General features: G+C 69.8%; 14 protein-coding genes and 1 tRNA gene. 8 read left to right on the top strand and 7 right to left on the bottom strand.

Annotation, left to right across the window (positions count from 1 at the left end; all coding sequences use genetic code 11):
• Positions 1 to 7: 7 nt before the first annotated feature.
• Positions 8 to 697 (bottom strand): GntR family transcriptional regulator, encoded by a 690-nt coding sequence (locus tag Q9G87_RS40890; protein ID WP_305921971.1) that lies wholly within the window; start codon positions 695 to 697, stop codon positions 8 to 10.
• A 94-nt stretch (positions 698 to 791) separates the two neighbouring features.
• Between Q9G87_RS40890 and Q9G87_RS40885 the strand changes: the two genes are divergently transcribed.
• The 8 genes from Q9G87_RS40885 to Q9G87_RS40855 are packed head-to-tail and all read left to right on the top strand — an operon-like array spanning position 792 to position 7,719.
• A complete protein-coding gene (locus tag Q9G87_RS40885; protein WP_305921970.1) occupies positions 792 to 1,589 on the top strand; it encodes an FAD binding domain-containing protein in 798 nt (265 codons plus the stop codon).
• 11 nt (positions 1,590 to 1,600) lie between these two features.
• On the top strand, positions 1,601 to 2,104 hold the full coding sequence (locus Q9G87_RS40880; RefSeq protein WP_305921969.1) for a (2Fe-2S)-binding protein: 504 nt from the start codon (positions 1,601 to 1,603) through the stop codon (positions 2,102 to 2,104).
• Positions 2,104 to 3,483 carry a xanthine dehydrogenase family protein molybdopterin-binding subunit gene (locus Q9G87_RS60935; RefSeq protein ID WP_371825902.1) on the top strand — a complete coding sequence of 460 codons (1,380 nt, stop codon included), beginning with the start codon at positions 2,104 to 2,106 and terminating at the stop codon, positions 3,481 to 3,483. The genes Q9G87_RS40880 and Q9G87_RS60935 overlap by 1 nt, the downstream gene beginning before the upstream one ends.
• Positions 3,484 to 3,486: 3 nt before the next feature.
• Positions 3,487 to 4,503, top strand: coding sequence for a xanthine dehydrogenase family protein molybdopterin-binding subunit (locus Q9G87_RS60930; protein ID WP_371825901.1), 1,017 nt, complete (start codon positions 3,487 to 3,489; stop codon positions 4,501 to 4,503).
• Complete coding sequence (locus Q9G87_RS40870) at positions 4,493 to 5,350, top strand: AAA family ATPase (protein ID WP_305921968.1); 858 nt, start codon at positions 4,493 to 4,495, stop codon at positions 5,348 to 5,350. Before Q9G87_RS60930 ends, Q9G87_RS40870 begins: the two co-directional genes overlap by 11 nt.
• Positions 5,343 to 6,458 carry a vWA domain-containing protein gene (locus tag Q9G87_RS40865; RefSeq protein WP_305921967.1) on the top strand — a complete coding sequence of 372 codons (1,116 nt, stop codon included), beginning with the start codon at positions 5,343 to 5,345 and terminating at the stop codon, positions 6,456 to 6,458. The genes Q9G87_RS40870 and Q9G87_RS40865 overlap by 8 nt, the downstream gene beginning before the upstream one ends.
• A gap of 5 nt (positions 6,459 to 6,463) precedes the next feature.
• Positions 6,464 to 7,411: an amidohydrolase family protein gene (locus Q9G87_RS40860; RefSeq protein ID WP_305921966.1), complete on the top strand. Its 948-nt coding sequence runs from the start codon at positions 6,464 to 6,466 to the stop codon at positions 7,409 to 7,411.
• Between the two features lie 26 nt (positions 7,412 to 7,437).
• On the top strand, positions 7,438 to 7,719 hold the full coding sequence (locus tag Q9G87_RS40855; protein WP_305921965.1) for a YciI family protein: 282 nt from the start codon (positions 7,438 to 7,440) through the stop codon (positions 7,717 to 7,719).
• 86 nt (positions 7,720 to 7,805) lie between these two features.
• Here Q9G87_RS40855 and Q9G87_RS40850 read toward each other — a convergent pair whose 3' ends face one another.
• From Q9G87_RS40850 to Q9G87_RS40825, 6 genes are all read right to left on the bottom strand, one after another.
• Positions 7,806 to 8,819: a M36 family metallopeptidase gene (locus tag Q9G87_RS40850; RefSeq protein ID WP_305922006.1), complete on the bottom strand. Its 1,014-nt coding sequence runs from the start codon at positions 8,817 to 8,819 to the stop codon at positions 7,806 to 7,808.
• 126 nt (positions 8,820 to 8,945) lie between these two features.
• Positions 8,946 to 10,205: an alpha/beta fold hydrolase gene (locus Q9G87_RS40845; RefSeq protein WP_305921964.1), complete on the bottom strand. Its 1,260-nt coding sequence runs from the start codon at positions 10,203 to 10,205 to the stop codon at positions 8,946 to 8,948.
• A 206-nt stretch (positions 10,206 to 10,411) separates the two neighbouring features.
• Positions 10,412 to 10,486 (bottom strand) — tRNA-Pro (locus tag Q9G87_RS40840).
• A 223-nt stretch (positions 10,487 to 10,709) separates the two neighbouring features.
• On the bottom strand, positions 10,710 to 11,786 hold the full coding sequence (locus Q9G87_RS40835; RefSeq protein ID WP_305921963.1) for a mechanosensitive ion channel family protein: 1,077 nt from the start codon (positions 11,784 to 11,786) through the stop codon (positions 10,710 to 10,712).
• 18 nt (positions 11,787 to 11,804) lie between these two features.
• Complete coding sequence (locus Q9G87_RS40830) at positions 11,805 to 12,800, bottom strand: ribonucleotide-diphosphate reductase subunit beta (RefSeq protein ID WP_305921962.1); 996 nt, start codon at positions 12,798 to 12,800, stop codon at positions 11,805 to 11,807.
• Positions 12,801 to 12,887: 87 nt separating this feature from the next.
• Entirely contained in the window at positions 12,888 to 15,056 is a 2,169-nt protein-coding gene (locus Q9G87_RS40825) for a ribonucleoside-diphosphate reductase subunit alpha (RefSeq protein WP_305921961.1), read from the bottom strand.
• Positions 15,057 to 15,083: the final 27 nt, after the last annotated feature.

Raw genomic sequence — 15,083 nt, 5'->3', positions numbered from 1 at the left:
TCTGCCGTCACACGTTCCAGTCCCCACGCTTCGGCGTTCCGTACGGGTCGTGCGGCGTGTCGGCGTAGGCCCACTGGTGGTCGCGGGCGTGACGGCAGGCCATCTCGACGTCACCGGCGCGCATGACGTCCAGGAGCTCGCGGTGCTCATCGGCGACCCGCTCGAGCTCCGGCCTGGTGACCATCAGGGCGATGGCCGTGCGCGCCTCGATCTGCAGCGCCTCCCAGGCCCGGGTCAGCAGCCCGTTGCCGCCGGCCTGGACGACGTGCCGGTGAAACCGCGCGCTGGCAAGGCCGATGCCGTGCACGTCGTTGTCCCGGGCGCAGCGGTACATCTCCTCGACCGCCTCCCCCAGCCGGTCGAAGGGGAGGGTTCCGGCCAGCATGGCGAGCCGTGTCGCCGTCTCCTCCAGTGCCGCCCGTACGATGTACGCCTCACGGATCGTCTGCTCGGCGAAGGGAAGCACCCGGCTGCCGTGACGAGGCTGGCCCTCGATGAGGCCGAGGCCCTCGAGCTGCCGAAGCGCCTCCCGGACCGGGGCCTGGCTGGTTCCGAACTCGATGGCGATCTTCGTCTCGATCAGCCGGTCCCCCTCGCCGAGCTCGCCGGCGACGATCCGCTGCAGCAGACCGTCGCGGATCTGCTGGCTCAGCGTCGGCCGCGCGGAGCGCGGGACGATGGACGGGTTTTCCGACAACAAGCCTCCTGTGACGTTGAGGGCCCAGAGCGCCCTTGACTCTTAGATCATGCCACCTATGCTCCAATTATCGATATCGATAATAGGAGTGCGCATGCTGATATCGGTTCAGATGCCTGAGAGCGCCGAGGCGGCTCATGCGGCGCTTCAGGCGGGGGCCCTGCCCCTCGGCGGCGGCACCCATCTGATGGCCCGGCTGAACGATCAAGCCGGCGGCGACCTGCGGCTGGTCAGCCTGCGCAGGGCGGGACTTTCCGGCATCGACGTCGCCGGCGCCACGGTGACCCTAGGGGCGGCCACCACGCTCGCGGACGTCGAGGACGATGCCCGGTTGAGCTACCTGTCCGGCTGTGTCCGCTCGATCGCCTCCCCGCCGGTCCGCAGCCTCGCCACCGTGGCCGGCAACCTTTTCGTGCCGCAGCCGTACGGCGACCTGGCGGCGGCTCTGCTGGCCCTGGACGCGGAGCTGGACGTGCTCGGCGCCGACGGCGCGCGCCGCGAGCCGCTCGAGCGGGTGGTCACCGACGGCCCATGGGCGGGCGAGTTGGTGACCCGTGTCCGGTTCACCGCTCCGGCGAAGGATGCGTTCCGGTTTTACAAGGCGACTCGGCGGCGTCTCAACTCAGGATCCATCGTCACGGTGGCGGCCCGGATCACGATCGAGGATGGCCTGGTCGGCGACGTGCGTCTCGTGCTCGGCGGCCTCGCGCGCCGCCTGGTGCGCGCGGTCGGCGCCGAGCGCGTTCTGCTGGGGGCGCCGCTGAACGCCGAGGTCGTCGCCCGGGCGGCCGAAGCGGACGTCTTCGAGCCGTTCGACGACGCCTACGCCTCCGCCTGGTACCGCGCTCGGGTCTATCCCGTCCACCTGCGTCGCGCCCTGCTCGGGGCATGAAAGGGAATCGTATGCCCTCGACAATCGTCACGCTCAAGCTGAACGGCGCCGAGCGGGAGCTGATCGCCCGGCCGTCGACGACGTTGCTGACCGCCCTGCGCGAGACGTTCGGGCTGATGGGGGCCAAGCGCGGCTGCGCGCAAGGGGGCTGCGGCAGCTGCACGGTGCTGCTGGATGGCCGGCCCGTGGTCTCGTGCCTGATCCCCGTCGTGACGGTCGACGGCTCTGTCGTGGAGACGATCGAGGGCTTGGCCGATGGCGACCGGCTCAGCGACGTCCAGCAGGCGTTCGTCGACCTCTTCGCGACGCAGTGCGGATTCTGCACCCCCGGGATGATCATGTCCACCACGGCGCTGCTCAACCGGAAGCCGGATCCGACCCGTCAGGAGGTCACCGAGGCGATCTGCGGCAACGTCTGCCGCTGCACCGGATACGAGCCGATCATCTCCGCCGTCCTCACCGCCGCCGAGCGCCGCCGCGGCGCCCGGCTCGAGCCCGTGGAGGCCGAGGTCTGATGGCACGCCTCACCCCGATCGACGTCGCGTACTTCAAGGCCGAGCGTGCGGGCGACTTCGACGTCATCGGCTCCGCGGTCCAGCGCTCGGACGCCCGCGGTCACGTCACCGGCCGCACGGTCTTCTTCGAGGACATGACGCTGCCGGGGATGACGCATGTCAAGATCCACCGGTCCACGCGGCACCACGCCCTCATCAACCGGGTCGACGTCTCCGGCGCCCTCGCGGTGCCGGGCGTGCTGCGCGTCATCACCCACGAGGACGTCCCGAACAACTGGTACGTCGTGCTGCGCCTGATCGGCGTGGGACCCGACGACGAGCCGGTACTGGCCGAGGACCGGGTCCTCTATCGCGGCGAGCCGATCGTCGCCGTGGTCGCCGAGACCGAGGACGCCGCCCGCGAGGGCGCGGCCCGGGTCGTGGTCGACTACACCGACCTGCCCGCCGTTCTCGACGTCGAGGAGGCGCTGGCCGACGGCGCCCCGATCATCAAGCAGGCGGGCACCAACCACTTCGTGTACGAGGGACATCATTGCCGCCGGGTCCGCTTCGGCGACGTCGAGCGGGGCTTCGCGGAGGCGGACCGCATCATCGAGGGCGGCTACAGCTCCTCCCCGATCGAACACGCGCCGACCGAGCCGACCGGCTGCATCGTCGTCCCCCAGGGCGACGGCCGGCTGCGGATCCACAGCAACACCCAGGCCGCCTTCTTCACCCTCGACAACACCGCGCTCATCCTCGGCGTCCCGCCCACCAGCCTGCGCGTCGTCGGGGGCACCGTCGGGGGCGGGTTCGGCGGCAAGGTCGACGTCATCGTCGAACCGCTCGCCTGCATCGCCGCCACGCTCACCGGCCGGCCCGCCAAGTACGTCTACAGCCGCGCCGAGGAGATGCAGGTGTCGTCCCCGCGTGCGGCCGAGCGCATCTACATCAAGGACGGCGTCATGGACGACGGCCGGATCGTCGCCCGCAAGATCACGCTCTACGTGGACGCGGGCGCGTACTCCCGGCACAGCCCGTACGGCACCACCAAGGCGGCGGCGCACATGCCCGGCCCGTACACGATCCCGAACGTCCACGTCGACGCCTACTGCGTCTACACGAACCGAACGCCGTCCAGCGCCATGCGCGGGTTCGGCGTCACGATCGGCGACTTCGCGCTGGAGTCGCACATGGACCGCATCGCCCGGGAGCTGAACATGGACCCGCTGCAGCTTCGGCTCAAGAACGCCTACCGGGACGGCGACATGAAAGCGCATCGCAAGATCGCGTCCGGCACGGCGCTGGTCGAGGTGATCCAGAGCGCCGCTGACCTGGTGGGGCACGACCTTCCGCCGGAGTACCGGGCGATGTCGTCGACCGAGCGATCGGAGGGCTGAGCTATGGCGTTACGGCACGGGCGCGGATACGCGGCGGTCAACTACCCGACCGGGATGAACCTCGGCGGCGACCCGTCGCAGGCACTCGTCCACGCCACCACGATGGGCGGATTCGTCGTCACGCTCTCCTCGGTGGATCTTGGCCAGGGGCTGCGAACGGTCGTCGCCCAATGCGCGGCGGAGACGCTCGGCATCCCGATCGAGAACATCATCGTCGACACCGCCGACACTGACACCGGCCCGCACTGCATGGGGACGTTCGCCAGCCGCGGCACCCACCGAGTCGGCAACGCCGTGATCATGGCGGCGCGCGAGGCCAGGGACGTCATGCTCCAGGTCGCCGCCGACGAGCTGGAGGTCGACGCGGAGGATCTGGAGACCGACGGCACGGGCTTCATCCGCCTCAAAGGATCGTCGGAAAAGAAGATCCACATCAGCGAAGTCGCGCTCGCCGCGCATTTCCGGCAGGGCCGGACCATCTCCGGCCGGGGCATCTTCCTCAAGGAGCCGAGCACCCCGGTGCCGGAGACCGGCGAGATGGACCCGGACTCCTGCCAGGCCCACGCGTGCACGGTGGCCGAGGTCGAGGTCGACGATGAGACCGGTGTGATCGAGGTGCTACGGCTCTACAACACCTACGAGATCGGCCGGGCGCTCAACCCGGCCATCGCGACGCAGCAGGTGGAGGGCGGTGCCTGGATGGGCCTGTCGCACGCCCTGTTCGAGTCGACCGAGCCGTACTACCCGGACTCGCGCGAGCACGGCCCTGTCGATTTCACCGAATACCTGATGCCGGGGCCGGCCGACATCCCGGCGCAAACCAGCGTGTTCCTCGAACGGCCTGCCGACAACGGGCCGTTCGGCGCGAAGGGAATCGGTGAGATGACGGCGAACGCGCCGATCCCCGCGATCGCCAACGCCGTGTACGACGCGGTCGGCGTACGGCTGACGAGCATGCCGTTCACTCCGGAGAAGGTGCTGCGCGGACTCGACGAGCTGCGGGCCGGCCGTGCCGGCTGATCAGGACGTGCTGGATCGGCGGCTGGCCGCGGAGGGCTACCTCGCCGACGAGGGCTTGCTCACCGCCGTCCACCTGGCCGGCGTGCTCGGGCTGCCGCTGCTTCTGGAGGGTGAGCCGGGGGTCGGCAAGACCGAAATCGCGAACGTCCTGGCCCGGGTCCTCGACCGCGAGCTGATCCGGCTGCAGTGCTACGAGGGGCTGGACGCCTCCCAGGCCCTGTACGAGTGGGACTACCCGAAGCAGCTGCTGTCCCTGCGGGCCGCCGAGGTGGAGGGGCGCGGCGTCGGCGACCTGTACCGCGAGGAGTTCCTGCTCCAGCGCCCGCTGCTGCGGTCCCTGCGGGCGGCATCCGGGGCGGTGCTGCTGATCGACGAGATCGATCGTGCGGACAGCGAGTTCGAGGCGTTTCTCCTGGAGTTCCTCGGCGACTTTCAGATCACCATCCCGGAGATCGGCACCATCAGGGCGGCGAGCGCTCCGTTCGTCATCCTCACCTCGAACCGGACGCGCGAACTGCACGACGCGCTCAAGCGCCGGTGTCTTTACCACTGGATCCCCTTCCCCGACGCCGAACGGGAGCGAGCGATCATCCGCGCCCAGGCGCCGGGTCTGGACGAAAGGAGCGCGGCCCGTCTCGTGGCCGCCGTGCATCGCATCCGCGGATTGGCTCTGCTGAAGCGCCCCGGCATCGCGGAGTCGGTCTCCTGGGCCCGCGGCGTGCAGGCGCTGGCCCGCGAGGGCTCGAGCTGGCTGGAGGCGATGCGCCGGTCCGCGGGGCTGCTCGTCAAGCACGAAGAGGACCTGGCCCTTGTCGGCCGCCATGCCGCGGAGATGTTCCGTGACTGAGCGGTCCCTCGTCGCGCGCATCGGCGATCATGTGCACGGGTTCCTGCGGGACCTGCACGATCAGGGCCTGCGCGTGCCGGTGCCCCGACAGCGGGTCTTCCTTCAGGCGATCGAGGCCGTCGGCCCGCGCGACGCCACGCACCTCTACTGGATCGGGGCGGCCACGCTCACCACCTCCAGCGAGGACCTGGAGGTCTACTCCCCCACGTTCGAGCGCTGGTTCGGGGAGGTCGCGGCACGGCCCGTCCGCGATCAGGAGTCCCCCGACGACGAGACCCCCGCGCCGCGCGGAGAGGGGGACGAAGCTCCTTTCACGGCGACGTTCGGCGGGGAGGCGGGCCTCAAGGCCGGCTCCTCGGAGCGCGAGAGACGCCCGGTGTTCGGCCCGGCGAGCGAGGCCGACCGGGCAGTGCTCTCGCTGCTGCGGCGGGAACTGCCCGGCGCGGTGCCGACGGTCCGGTCACGCCGCCGCCGGCCAGCCCGGCGAGGGCCGTGGATCGACGTCGCCAGAATCTGCCGTGAGTCCTGGCGCGGACACGGCGAGATCGTGACGTTGCGGCGGCGGAACCGTCCGCGGCGGCAGCGCCGCGTGCTGCTGCTCATCGACGTGTCCGGGTCGATGAAGCAGCACAGCTCCGCCTACCTCCGCTTCGCCCACGCCGTGGTCGGCCGCCTCGAACGCGCCGAGGTGTTCACCTTCGGCACCCGGCTCACCCGCGTCACCGGGCCGCTGCGCGCCCGTGACGTCGATGCGGCCGTGGGCTCGCTGAGCGACGTCGTCCTGGACGCCGAGGGCGGGACGCGGATCGGCGCCTCGCTCCAGGAGTTCCTCGGCAACCCCCGCTATGTCACCGTGGCGCGCGGCGCCCTCGTGATCGTGCTCTCGGACGGCCTGGAACGCGGCGACTGCGGGCCCATGCAGGCGGCCGTGCGGCGGTTGTCGCTGCTGAGCCACCGGTTGCTGTGGTGGTCGCCGCTCGCCTGCGACCCGGCGTACCGGCCGGTCACCCGCGGCATGTCGGCCGTGCTCGGCAGTGTGGACGCACTTGCCGGCGTACGCGACCTGCGTACGGCGTACGAGCAGGTACAGACCTTGGTCAGGGAGTGATCGTCATGTCGGAGACGACCCGCTACACGGGCGACATCGTCGACTCGCACCATCACATCTGGCGGGCCGGGGACCTGCCGTGGCTGTCCGGCCCGATGGTGCCGCGGATCTTCGGGCCTTACGAGCCGATCAGGCGGGATTACCTGATCGACGAGTACATCGCCGACGCCACGGCCTCGGGCATCGGCGAGTCGGTCTACGTACAGACGAACTGGCCGCTCGACCGGGTCGTGGACGAGGTGCGATGGCTCCGCGAGGTTCATCAGGAGACAGGCTGGCCGATGGCCGTCATCGGATCGGCCGACATGTTCGACGAGGCCGCTCCGGAGATCATGCGACGGCAGGCTGCGCTCACCCCACTGATCCGGGGGATCCGGCAGCAACTGCACTGGCACGAGCGGCCGGAGTTCCGGTTCGCCACGGCGCCCGACCGCATGAAGGATCCGGTCTTCCGTAAGAACATCGGCGCGCTCGCCGACCTCGGCTGGCTGTTCGAACTGCAGGTCTTTCCCGAACAGATGCCGGATGCGGGCGAATTGGCGGCCGCCTTTCCGGACGTCACCTTCGTCCTCGTGCACGCGGGCATGCTCATCGGCCACGAGTGGCTCGAGGCGTGGCGGGCCGGGATGGCGGCGCTGGCCGAGCGGCCGAACATCGTCGTCAAGCTCACCGGGCAAGGCACCTTCGTCCACCGCGTGGATCCCGATCTCATCTCCATGGTCGCCGACCAGGTGATCGGCTGGTTCGGCACCGACCGGGCCATGTTCGGCACCAACTTCCCGGTCGAGAAGATCTGGACCATCATGCCGCATTTGGTCGGCACGTGGAAGGACGCGCTGGCCCACCTCCCGCCCGCCGGCCAACGCGACGTCTTCGCCGGCAACGCACGACGGGTGTACGGGCTGGGAGACCTCGACGGGCAACGTCAGCCGGTCCCGGTCGTCCAACAGTAGAAACAGCGGAAAAGGAGCATCTCGGCATGGCACTGTTCGTCCTGACCTACGGCTACAACGACACCCCACTGAGAGCGGAGCGCCGCGAGGACCATCTCGCACACCTGAACAAGCTCCTGGAGCAGGGCAGCCTCGTCGCGGCCGGCCCTTACACGGACCTGACGGCCGGCATGATCGTCCTGCAGGCGGAGGACGAGACCGCGGCGCAGGCGCTCGTCGACCAGGACCCCTACACACAGCTGCAGGTCACCAAGGATCGCGAGCTGCGCGAGTGGCGTGTGACGGTCGGCTCTCTCGGCTCCGGCTAGAGCCGCTCGGCCCGGGGCCGCCGCCAGGGCTGCGACCTCGGGCTCGAGCACCTCACGCACGCCTGCTCCGGCGGAGTGCTGTTCGGTCAGAGAAGGCCTCGGGATGCGAAGGCCTCGCGGACTGCGGTGGCGGCGGTGGCGCCGCCGTGGTGTTGCGCCGTGGCCACCGTCGCCTCAGCGGCGGCACGGAACGTGGTGTCCTTGGCGAAGTCGAACTGGGCATCGATGATGATCGTGCTGCCTAGACTGTCACCCAGGCGGGCGCGGATGTCGTACAGGGCCGCCGACCAGATCTCACCGTCGCGGTGGACCTGGCCCACCGCGTCCTCCGGGTAGCGCTTGGTACCGTCGAGGCGGCGCAGGCAGTGTGGGGTGGTGGAGGTGTAGGAGACCGCATCCCAGTCGGCGACGCAGGCCTCCGGCGCGTTCGCGGGCACGCCGGTCTTCCAGCTCGTCACGGCGACGGCGAGGTAGTCGCTGAAGCCCTCGCCGATCGCGCCGGACTCCAGCGTGGTGCCGAAGCCAGGCACCTGACCGTCCTGCACCGAGTGACCGTACTCGTGGACGATCACCTCGGCGTCCTCCGCGTCGTCCACCCCTCCCTTACCGAGGGTGATGTTGGCCTTGTCCTCGCGGAAGAAGGAGTTGTCGGGACCGTACTGGTTGATCCGCAACTCGATCTGGCGCTGGTTGACCGGGCGCAGCCGGGAGCCGAAGCCGAGCGACTGCAGGTAGTGCTGGGCGGTGGTGACCCAGTAGTACCCCATCACCTGCTCGAACTGGTCGGTGTCGCGGTGGAAGGAGAAGGTGCCCTTCACCGGCTTGCCGGTCTCGCTCTTGACCCGGACGTAACGCCCGGTGAGGGTTCCGGAGCCGTCCAGGTCGGTGAGAGTGACGGTGCGGTAGGCGAGGGCGAAGGCCGCGCTGTCGCGGTCCTTGTCGTCCGTCAGTAACTGGTTGCCGAGGGTCTGGACCGGGTTGGGGTAGAAGACCGTCGCGGTGGGGTCGGTGCCGGCGTGGGCGGTGCCGGGGACGAGCAGCGCGGCGGCGGTAGCGACGGTGAGGCAGGCGGTAGTCCGGCGGTGCCGGGGGGTGAACATCAACACTCTCGTACTATGGCGCCGGGGGACGGCGCCGTCGACCAGCCGCGACCGGCGGGCGAGCGGCGGCTTCGGCGTCCATGCCACGCTGTCGGCCGCCAAGAAGCGGATGAGTGGGGGACTTGGTCAGGCGGGGCCTCGGTAGCCAGGGGGCAGGCCTTGGCCCTCGTAGGCGGGCACCGCACGGCCGGACAGAAACGCCCGCAGCAGCCCGAGATACGCCTCGCTCTGGTACGTGCCGCCGCCGAGGTAGGCGAGCCTGGCCGAGGGCAGCGCCCGCCGGAACTCCATGGCCGACGCCCAGCTCTGCTCATCGCACTGGCCCTTGACGATCAGCACGGGCACCGTCACCGTCGCCAGGCTCAGCCGGAGCGAGCCCGGCGCGGCCCGCCCGGTCAGGCCGACATACCCGCCAGAACCGGGTGCGGCGGCGGGGCAGGGATGCGGGGCTCCCTCGCGGACGAGGTCGAGGTAGGCGTCCAACTCCCGGTCACCCGCGAACGCGTGCGCCGCCCGCGGGTCCACCCGCAACAGCGTGGAGACGGCGAGCAGGCGCGGGTCCGGTGTCCCGTCGCGTCCGAACACCGCCGCCACCTCGACCTTCCCGTCCGCCTCTCGCCCTTGGGGCTCCCAGGCGGGCGCTCCCCGGGACGGTCCGGCCGGGTGAAGTCCGGCCGGAGAGGAGAGCACCGCCCTCGCGACGCGGTCCGGATGCGCTGTCAGGTAGGCGGCCGCGAGCTGGGCGCCGTAATCCTGGGCGATCAGGTTCAGCCGCTTGGCGCCCACCGCCTGGCGGATGGCCTCCAGATCCGCCACGTCGCGCGTCAGCCCGTACCCCCGAGGGTCCCGCAGCCGCGCCGAACGCCCGGCCCCGAGCTGGTCATAGACGTACACCTGGTGGCCGTCCGCCGCCAGCTTCCCGAAAAACGCCGAGGACGCCGCCAGATCGGCCACGCCCGGGCCGCCGTGCAGGAACACCACGGGGTCGGGCCGGGTGACCCGTTTCGGCGCGAGCCGCACGTACGCCAGCACCGAGCCCGTCGGCAGCCGCCACTCGCGCTGCCCGGCCACCGGCGCCGGTGGAGTGTGAGACGGAGCCGGGCGCAAGGTGGTCACACTGACGTGCCAGACCACCGTCGCCTCCACCCCGAGGATCACCGCCGCGCGTAACCATCGCCCCCACGCCGCCCTCGGCCTCGGCACGCACAGCAGCAGGCCCAGAAAGAACACCGACGCGAACACCGCCAGGCCCGTCACCGCGAACGCCGTCGGCTCCGCGCCCACCATCGCCATCCCGGCGAGCGTGGCCAGCCCCAGGACCGGCGACAGCGCCAGCACTCCGGCGCCCGCCACCGCCCGTCCGGTCAGCCTGGCGAAAGTAGCCATAAGGGGACGCTAGTGCACGCACCGCCCCCACTTCTCATGCTTGCGCAAGGCGTGCCACAGGTGGCGTGCGTTCCCGTGCAGGCAGCGGCTGGGCCCCGGGCTTGGCTGGCGTGGGCCGTGCCCGGGGCGAGGGCGTGGCCCGGCCGGGGGGCGCCATTCCCGTCGGCCAGGCCGTGGCCCGCGACCCTTTTCTTTCAGGGCCGTCGTCCGAGTGGCAGGATTCGAACCTGCGATGCTCCTGCTCCCAAGGCAGGCGGGCGACCAAGCTACCCCACACTCGGATATGGATGTCGTGCATGAAAAGAGCCGCCTCGGATATGGTCGAGACGGCTTTCCTGGTAGTCCTCGAGGACTATCCGGAAAACCTGCGCGGCGGCTGCTCGGGGCAGGCCGTGAGCGGCCGGGCAATGCTCAGGTCGCGCATTTTCGCCGCCTTCCTCCGCTTGCTCTTCTCGGGTGGACGGTTACTACGGTAAACCGGTGATCGGCGCGCGAGCCACCCATTTATTTCTCCGCGTGTTCCCAAGGCAAGCCGACCCTGGTCTCCGGGGTTTCGACGCGGAAGCGGGGCAGGGATTCCGGGAAGTTGTCCCTGACGTAGTCGACGAGGAATTCCCGTACGTCGCACTTGAGGTCCCAGGAGGACGGCGAGTCGGCGGCGCTCATGAGGGCGCGGAGCTCGACCAGTCCGTTGGGCAGCACATCGGTGACCTGGAGCGTCCAATCCTTCTGGTCCCACAGCGGATTGCCCTGCAGGAACTCGTACAGGGCCTCGCGGAGTTTTTTCACCGGCACCGACCAGTCCACGCGCAGGAACACGACGGCGAGGACGCGGCTGCCGTGCCGGGTCCAGTTCTCGAACGGGGTCTGAGTGAAATAGCTGACCGGCAGGACGAGCCGGCGCTCGTCCCACAGGCGCAGCACGACGTACGTGAGGGTGAGCTCCTCGACCCTGCCCCATTCGTCCTCGACCACGACGACGTCGTCGAGGCGGAGCGCGTCGCTGAAGGCGAGTTGGAGCCCGGCGAGCATGTTGCCGATGGTGGGCTGGGCGGCGATGCCGACGATGGCCCCGGCAATGCCGGCCGAGGCGAGCAGGCCGGCGCCGAGGGCCCGCACCTGTGGGAAGGAGAAGAGCATCGCGCCGACCGCGACCACGATGATGATCGCGCCGGCGACCCGGCGGACCAGCGCGATCTGGGTCATGATCCGCCGCGCCCGGCGGTTACGCTCGCCCTCGACCTGCACCAGCCGGTCGAGGATGACGTCCGTCAGCGCGTACGTGGCCTGCACGATCAGCCAGGTGATCGCGGCGATCGAGACGAGGCCGAGCACCCGCTCGACCGTGCCGGCGAGGCTCCGCTCGGACGGCGAGTCGCCGAACATGCCGGGCCCGAACACCAGGTTGAACGCCAGGACGGCGGCCACCGTGAACGCGGGCCACGTGCAGTGCTCCACCAGGTGCCGGGCGAGCGCGAATTTGCGCCCGATCCTGTTCAGCGTCCGGCGGACCGCCTCAACCAGGATGATCGCCCCGATCACCGAGATTACGAGAATGGGCCAGTCCGACGGAGACTGCACGCTGATGCCCCCTTTGTCTTAAAACATCTCGTCAAAGGTCACATTGCCCTCAACCGCCACTTGGTAAGCGGAGACACGCCGTTCGAAGAAGTTGGCCAGCTCCTGGACGTCCTGCAGCTCCATGAAGGCGAAGGGGTTGGCCGAGCCGTAGTGGCGGGGCAGGCCCAGCCTGGCCAGGCGCTGGTCGGCGACGTACTCCAGGTATTGACGCATCTGGTCCACGCTCATGCCGGCCATGCCGTCGCCGCACAGGTCCTCGGCGAAGGCCAGCTCGGCCGCCACGGCCTCCTCCAGCATGGCGGTGACCTGCTTGCCCAGCTCGTCGTCGAACAACGACGGCTCCTCGGCCCGGACCGTGTCCACCACGCTGAAGGCGAACTCCATGTGCATGGACTCGTCCCTGAACACCCAGTTCGTGCCGGTAGCCAGGCCGCCGAGGAGGCCTCGGGAGCGGAACCAGTACACGTAGGCGAAGGCGCCGTAGAAGAACAGGCCCTCGATGCAGGCGGCGAAGCAGATGAGGTTGAGGAGGAATCGGCGGCGCTCGGCAGCGGTTTCCAGGCGCGCCAGGCCGTTGATGGAGTCGATCCACTTGAAGCAGAATTCCGCCTTGTCGCGGATCGCCGGGATGTGCTCGATGGCGTCGAACGCCTTCACCCGCTCGTCGAGGTCGGGGAGGTAGGTGTCGAGCAGGGTCAGGTAAAACTGCACGTGGACGGCCTCCTCGAACAGTTGCCTGCTGAGATAGAGGCGGGCCTCGGGGGCGTTGACGTGCTGGTAGAGGTTGAGCACCAAGTTGTTGGCCACGATGGAGTCGCCGGTGGCGAAGAAGGCGACCAGGCGGTTGATGAGGTGCCGCTCCTGCGGCGTCATCTTCGTCAGGTCGGCGAGGTCGGAGTGCAGGTCCACCTCCTCCACCGTCCACGTGTTCCGGATGGCGGCGCGGTAGCGCTCGTAGAAGTCCGGATAGCGCATCGGGCGGAGGGTGAGGTCCATGCCGGGGTCGAGCAGCAACGTTTTCTCCTCAAAACATTTCTTCACAGGGTGCGCGCCGTGACGAGCGCATCGTTGGCCGCGTTCTTCGGTGAAGTGGTCAACGGGTCACTGGCAGGCTTCGCAGACCTCTGGGTTCTCCAGCGAGCACGCGACGGCCTCCACCACGGCCTCCGGAGCGGAGGCGGCCACCGTGGTCTGGGCGATGCGGGTCGCGGGGCGCGAGCGCAGGTAATAGGTGGTCTTCAGGCCCTTTTTCCAGGCGTAGGCGTACATCGAGGAGAGCTTGCCGATGGTCGGGCTGGCCATGAAGAGGTTGAGCGACTGCGACTGGTCGATGTACGGCTGCCGCGCCGCCGCCAGGTCGATCAGCGCCTTCTGCGGCAGCTCCCAGGCGGTCCGGTAGAGCGACTTCAGGTCCTCGGGGATGCCGGGGACGTCCTGGATCGAGCCGTCGGCGCGCTTGATCGCGTCCCGCAGCTGCTGCGTCCACAGCCCGCGCGCCTGCAGGTCGGCCACCAGGTAGCGGTTGACCTGGAGGAACTCCCCTGACAGGGTCTCGCGCTTGAACACGTTGGACACCTGCGGCTCGATGCACTCGTAGCAGCCGGCGATGGAGGCGATCGTGGCGGTCGGCGCGATGGCGATCATAAGGGAGTTGCGGAGACCGTTGATCGCGATCTTCTGACGCAGGGCGTCCCAGAGCGGCGTGCTCGCTACGTAGTGGTCCAGGTGCAGGACTCCCCCGGCCGCCCGGGTGTCGGCGTACGACGGGTGCCTGCCGCGCTCGTCGGCCAGGTCGGCCGAGGTGTCGTACGCGGCCAGCGCGATCTCCTCGGCGATCCGCGTGGACAGGGCGAGGGCCTGCGGGGAGTCGAACGGCAGCCGCAGGGTGAAGTAGACATCGGCCAGGCCCATCACGCCGAGGCCGATCGGCCGCCACCGCTTGTTGGCCGCCTCTGCCTCGGGCGTCGGGTAGAAGCCCAGGTCGATGGTGCGGTCGAGGAAGCGCACCGCGGTGCGGACGGTGCGGCGCAGCCGCTCCCAGTCCATGTCCCCGGCGGTGAGGTGGGCCGCCAGGTTGATCGAGCCGAGGTTGCACACGGCGGTCTCGCCGTCGCTGGTGACCTCGAGGATCTCGGTGCACAGGTTCGACAGGTGGATGACGTTCTCGGGGCGGGCAGTCTGGTTGGAGGTGCGGTTGGCGGCGTCCTTGAACGTCATCCAGCCGTTGCCGGTCTGGGCGAGGGTGCGCATCATGCGGCCGTACAGGGTGCGGGCGGGGATCTGCATGACATATCGCCCGGCGGCCTCGTACGCCCGGTACGCGGCCGTGAACGCCTCCCCGTACAGGTCCGTGAGGTCGGGCACCTCCTTCGGGTCGAACAACGACCAGACCTCGCCGGCCTCCACCCGGCGCATGAACTCGTCGGGCACCCAGTTGGCCAGGTTGAGGTTGTGGGTGCGGCGCGCGTCCTCGCCGGTGTTGTCGCGCAGCTCCAGGAACTCCTCGATGTCGGCGTGCCAGGTCTCCAGGTAGACGCAGGCCGCACCCTTGCGCCGGCCGCCCTGGTTGACCGCCGCGACCGAGGAGTCGAGGGTACGCAGCCACGGGACGATGCCGTTGGAGTGGCCGTTCGTGCCCCGGATCAGGGAGCCGCGCGAGCGCACCCGAGTCCAGGAGATGCCGATGCCGCCGGCGTACTTCGACAGCCGCGCCACCTGGCCGTACCGGTCGTAGATCGACTCCAGCTCGTCGCGCGGCGAGTCGAGCAGGAAGCACGACGACAGCTGCGGCCGGCGGGCGCCGGAGTTGAACAATGTGGGCGAGCTGGGCAGGTAGGACAACGTGGACATCAGGGCATAGAGCTCGGCGGCCTCCCCCACCGTCTCCGACAAGCCGCAGGCCACGCGCAGGAAGAAGTGTTGCGGCCGCTCGAGCACGGCCCGCGTCTCGGGGTGGCGCAGCAGGTAGCGGTCGTAGACGGTGCGCAGGCCGAAGTACTCGAACCGGCCGTCGGCCTCCTCCGAGATCAGCGCGTCCAGCTCGGCGGCGTGCGTGGTGACGAACGCGGCCAGCCCGTCCTGGATCAGCCCGGCCGCGTAGGTGGCCGCGATGGACTCGGAGAACGTCCGCACCCCGTGGGCGGCCGCCTCGTCGGCGATCTCCTCGGCCAGCAGCCGGGCGGCGACCCTGGAGTTGGCCGGGTCGGTGATCACCCGGGCCGCGGCCTCCTCGATGGCCAGCCGGCGGTCGATCTCAATGACCTGCGTCACGTGCTCTCTCCTCGCGAGCTCATCCCC

Source organism: Nonomuraea turcica (assembly GCF_030718205.1).
In the GTDB taxonomy this organism is placed as follows: domain Bacteria; phylum Actinomycetota; class Actinomycetes; order Streptosporangiales; family Streptosporangiaceae; genus Nonomuraea.
Note: the sequence above shows the minus strand (reverse complement) of the source record. Positions and strands in the feature narration are given on the sequence as shown.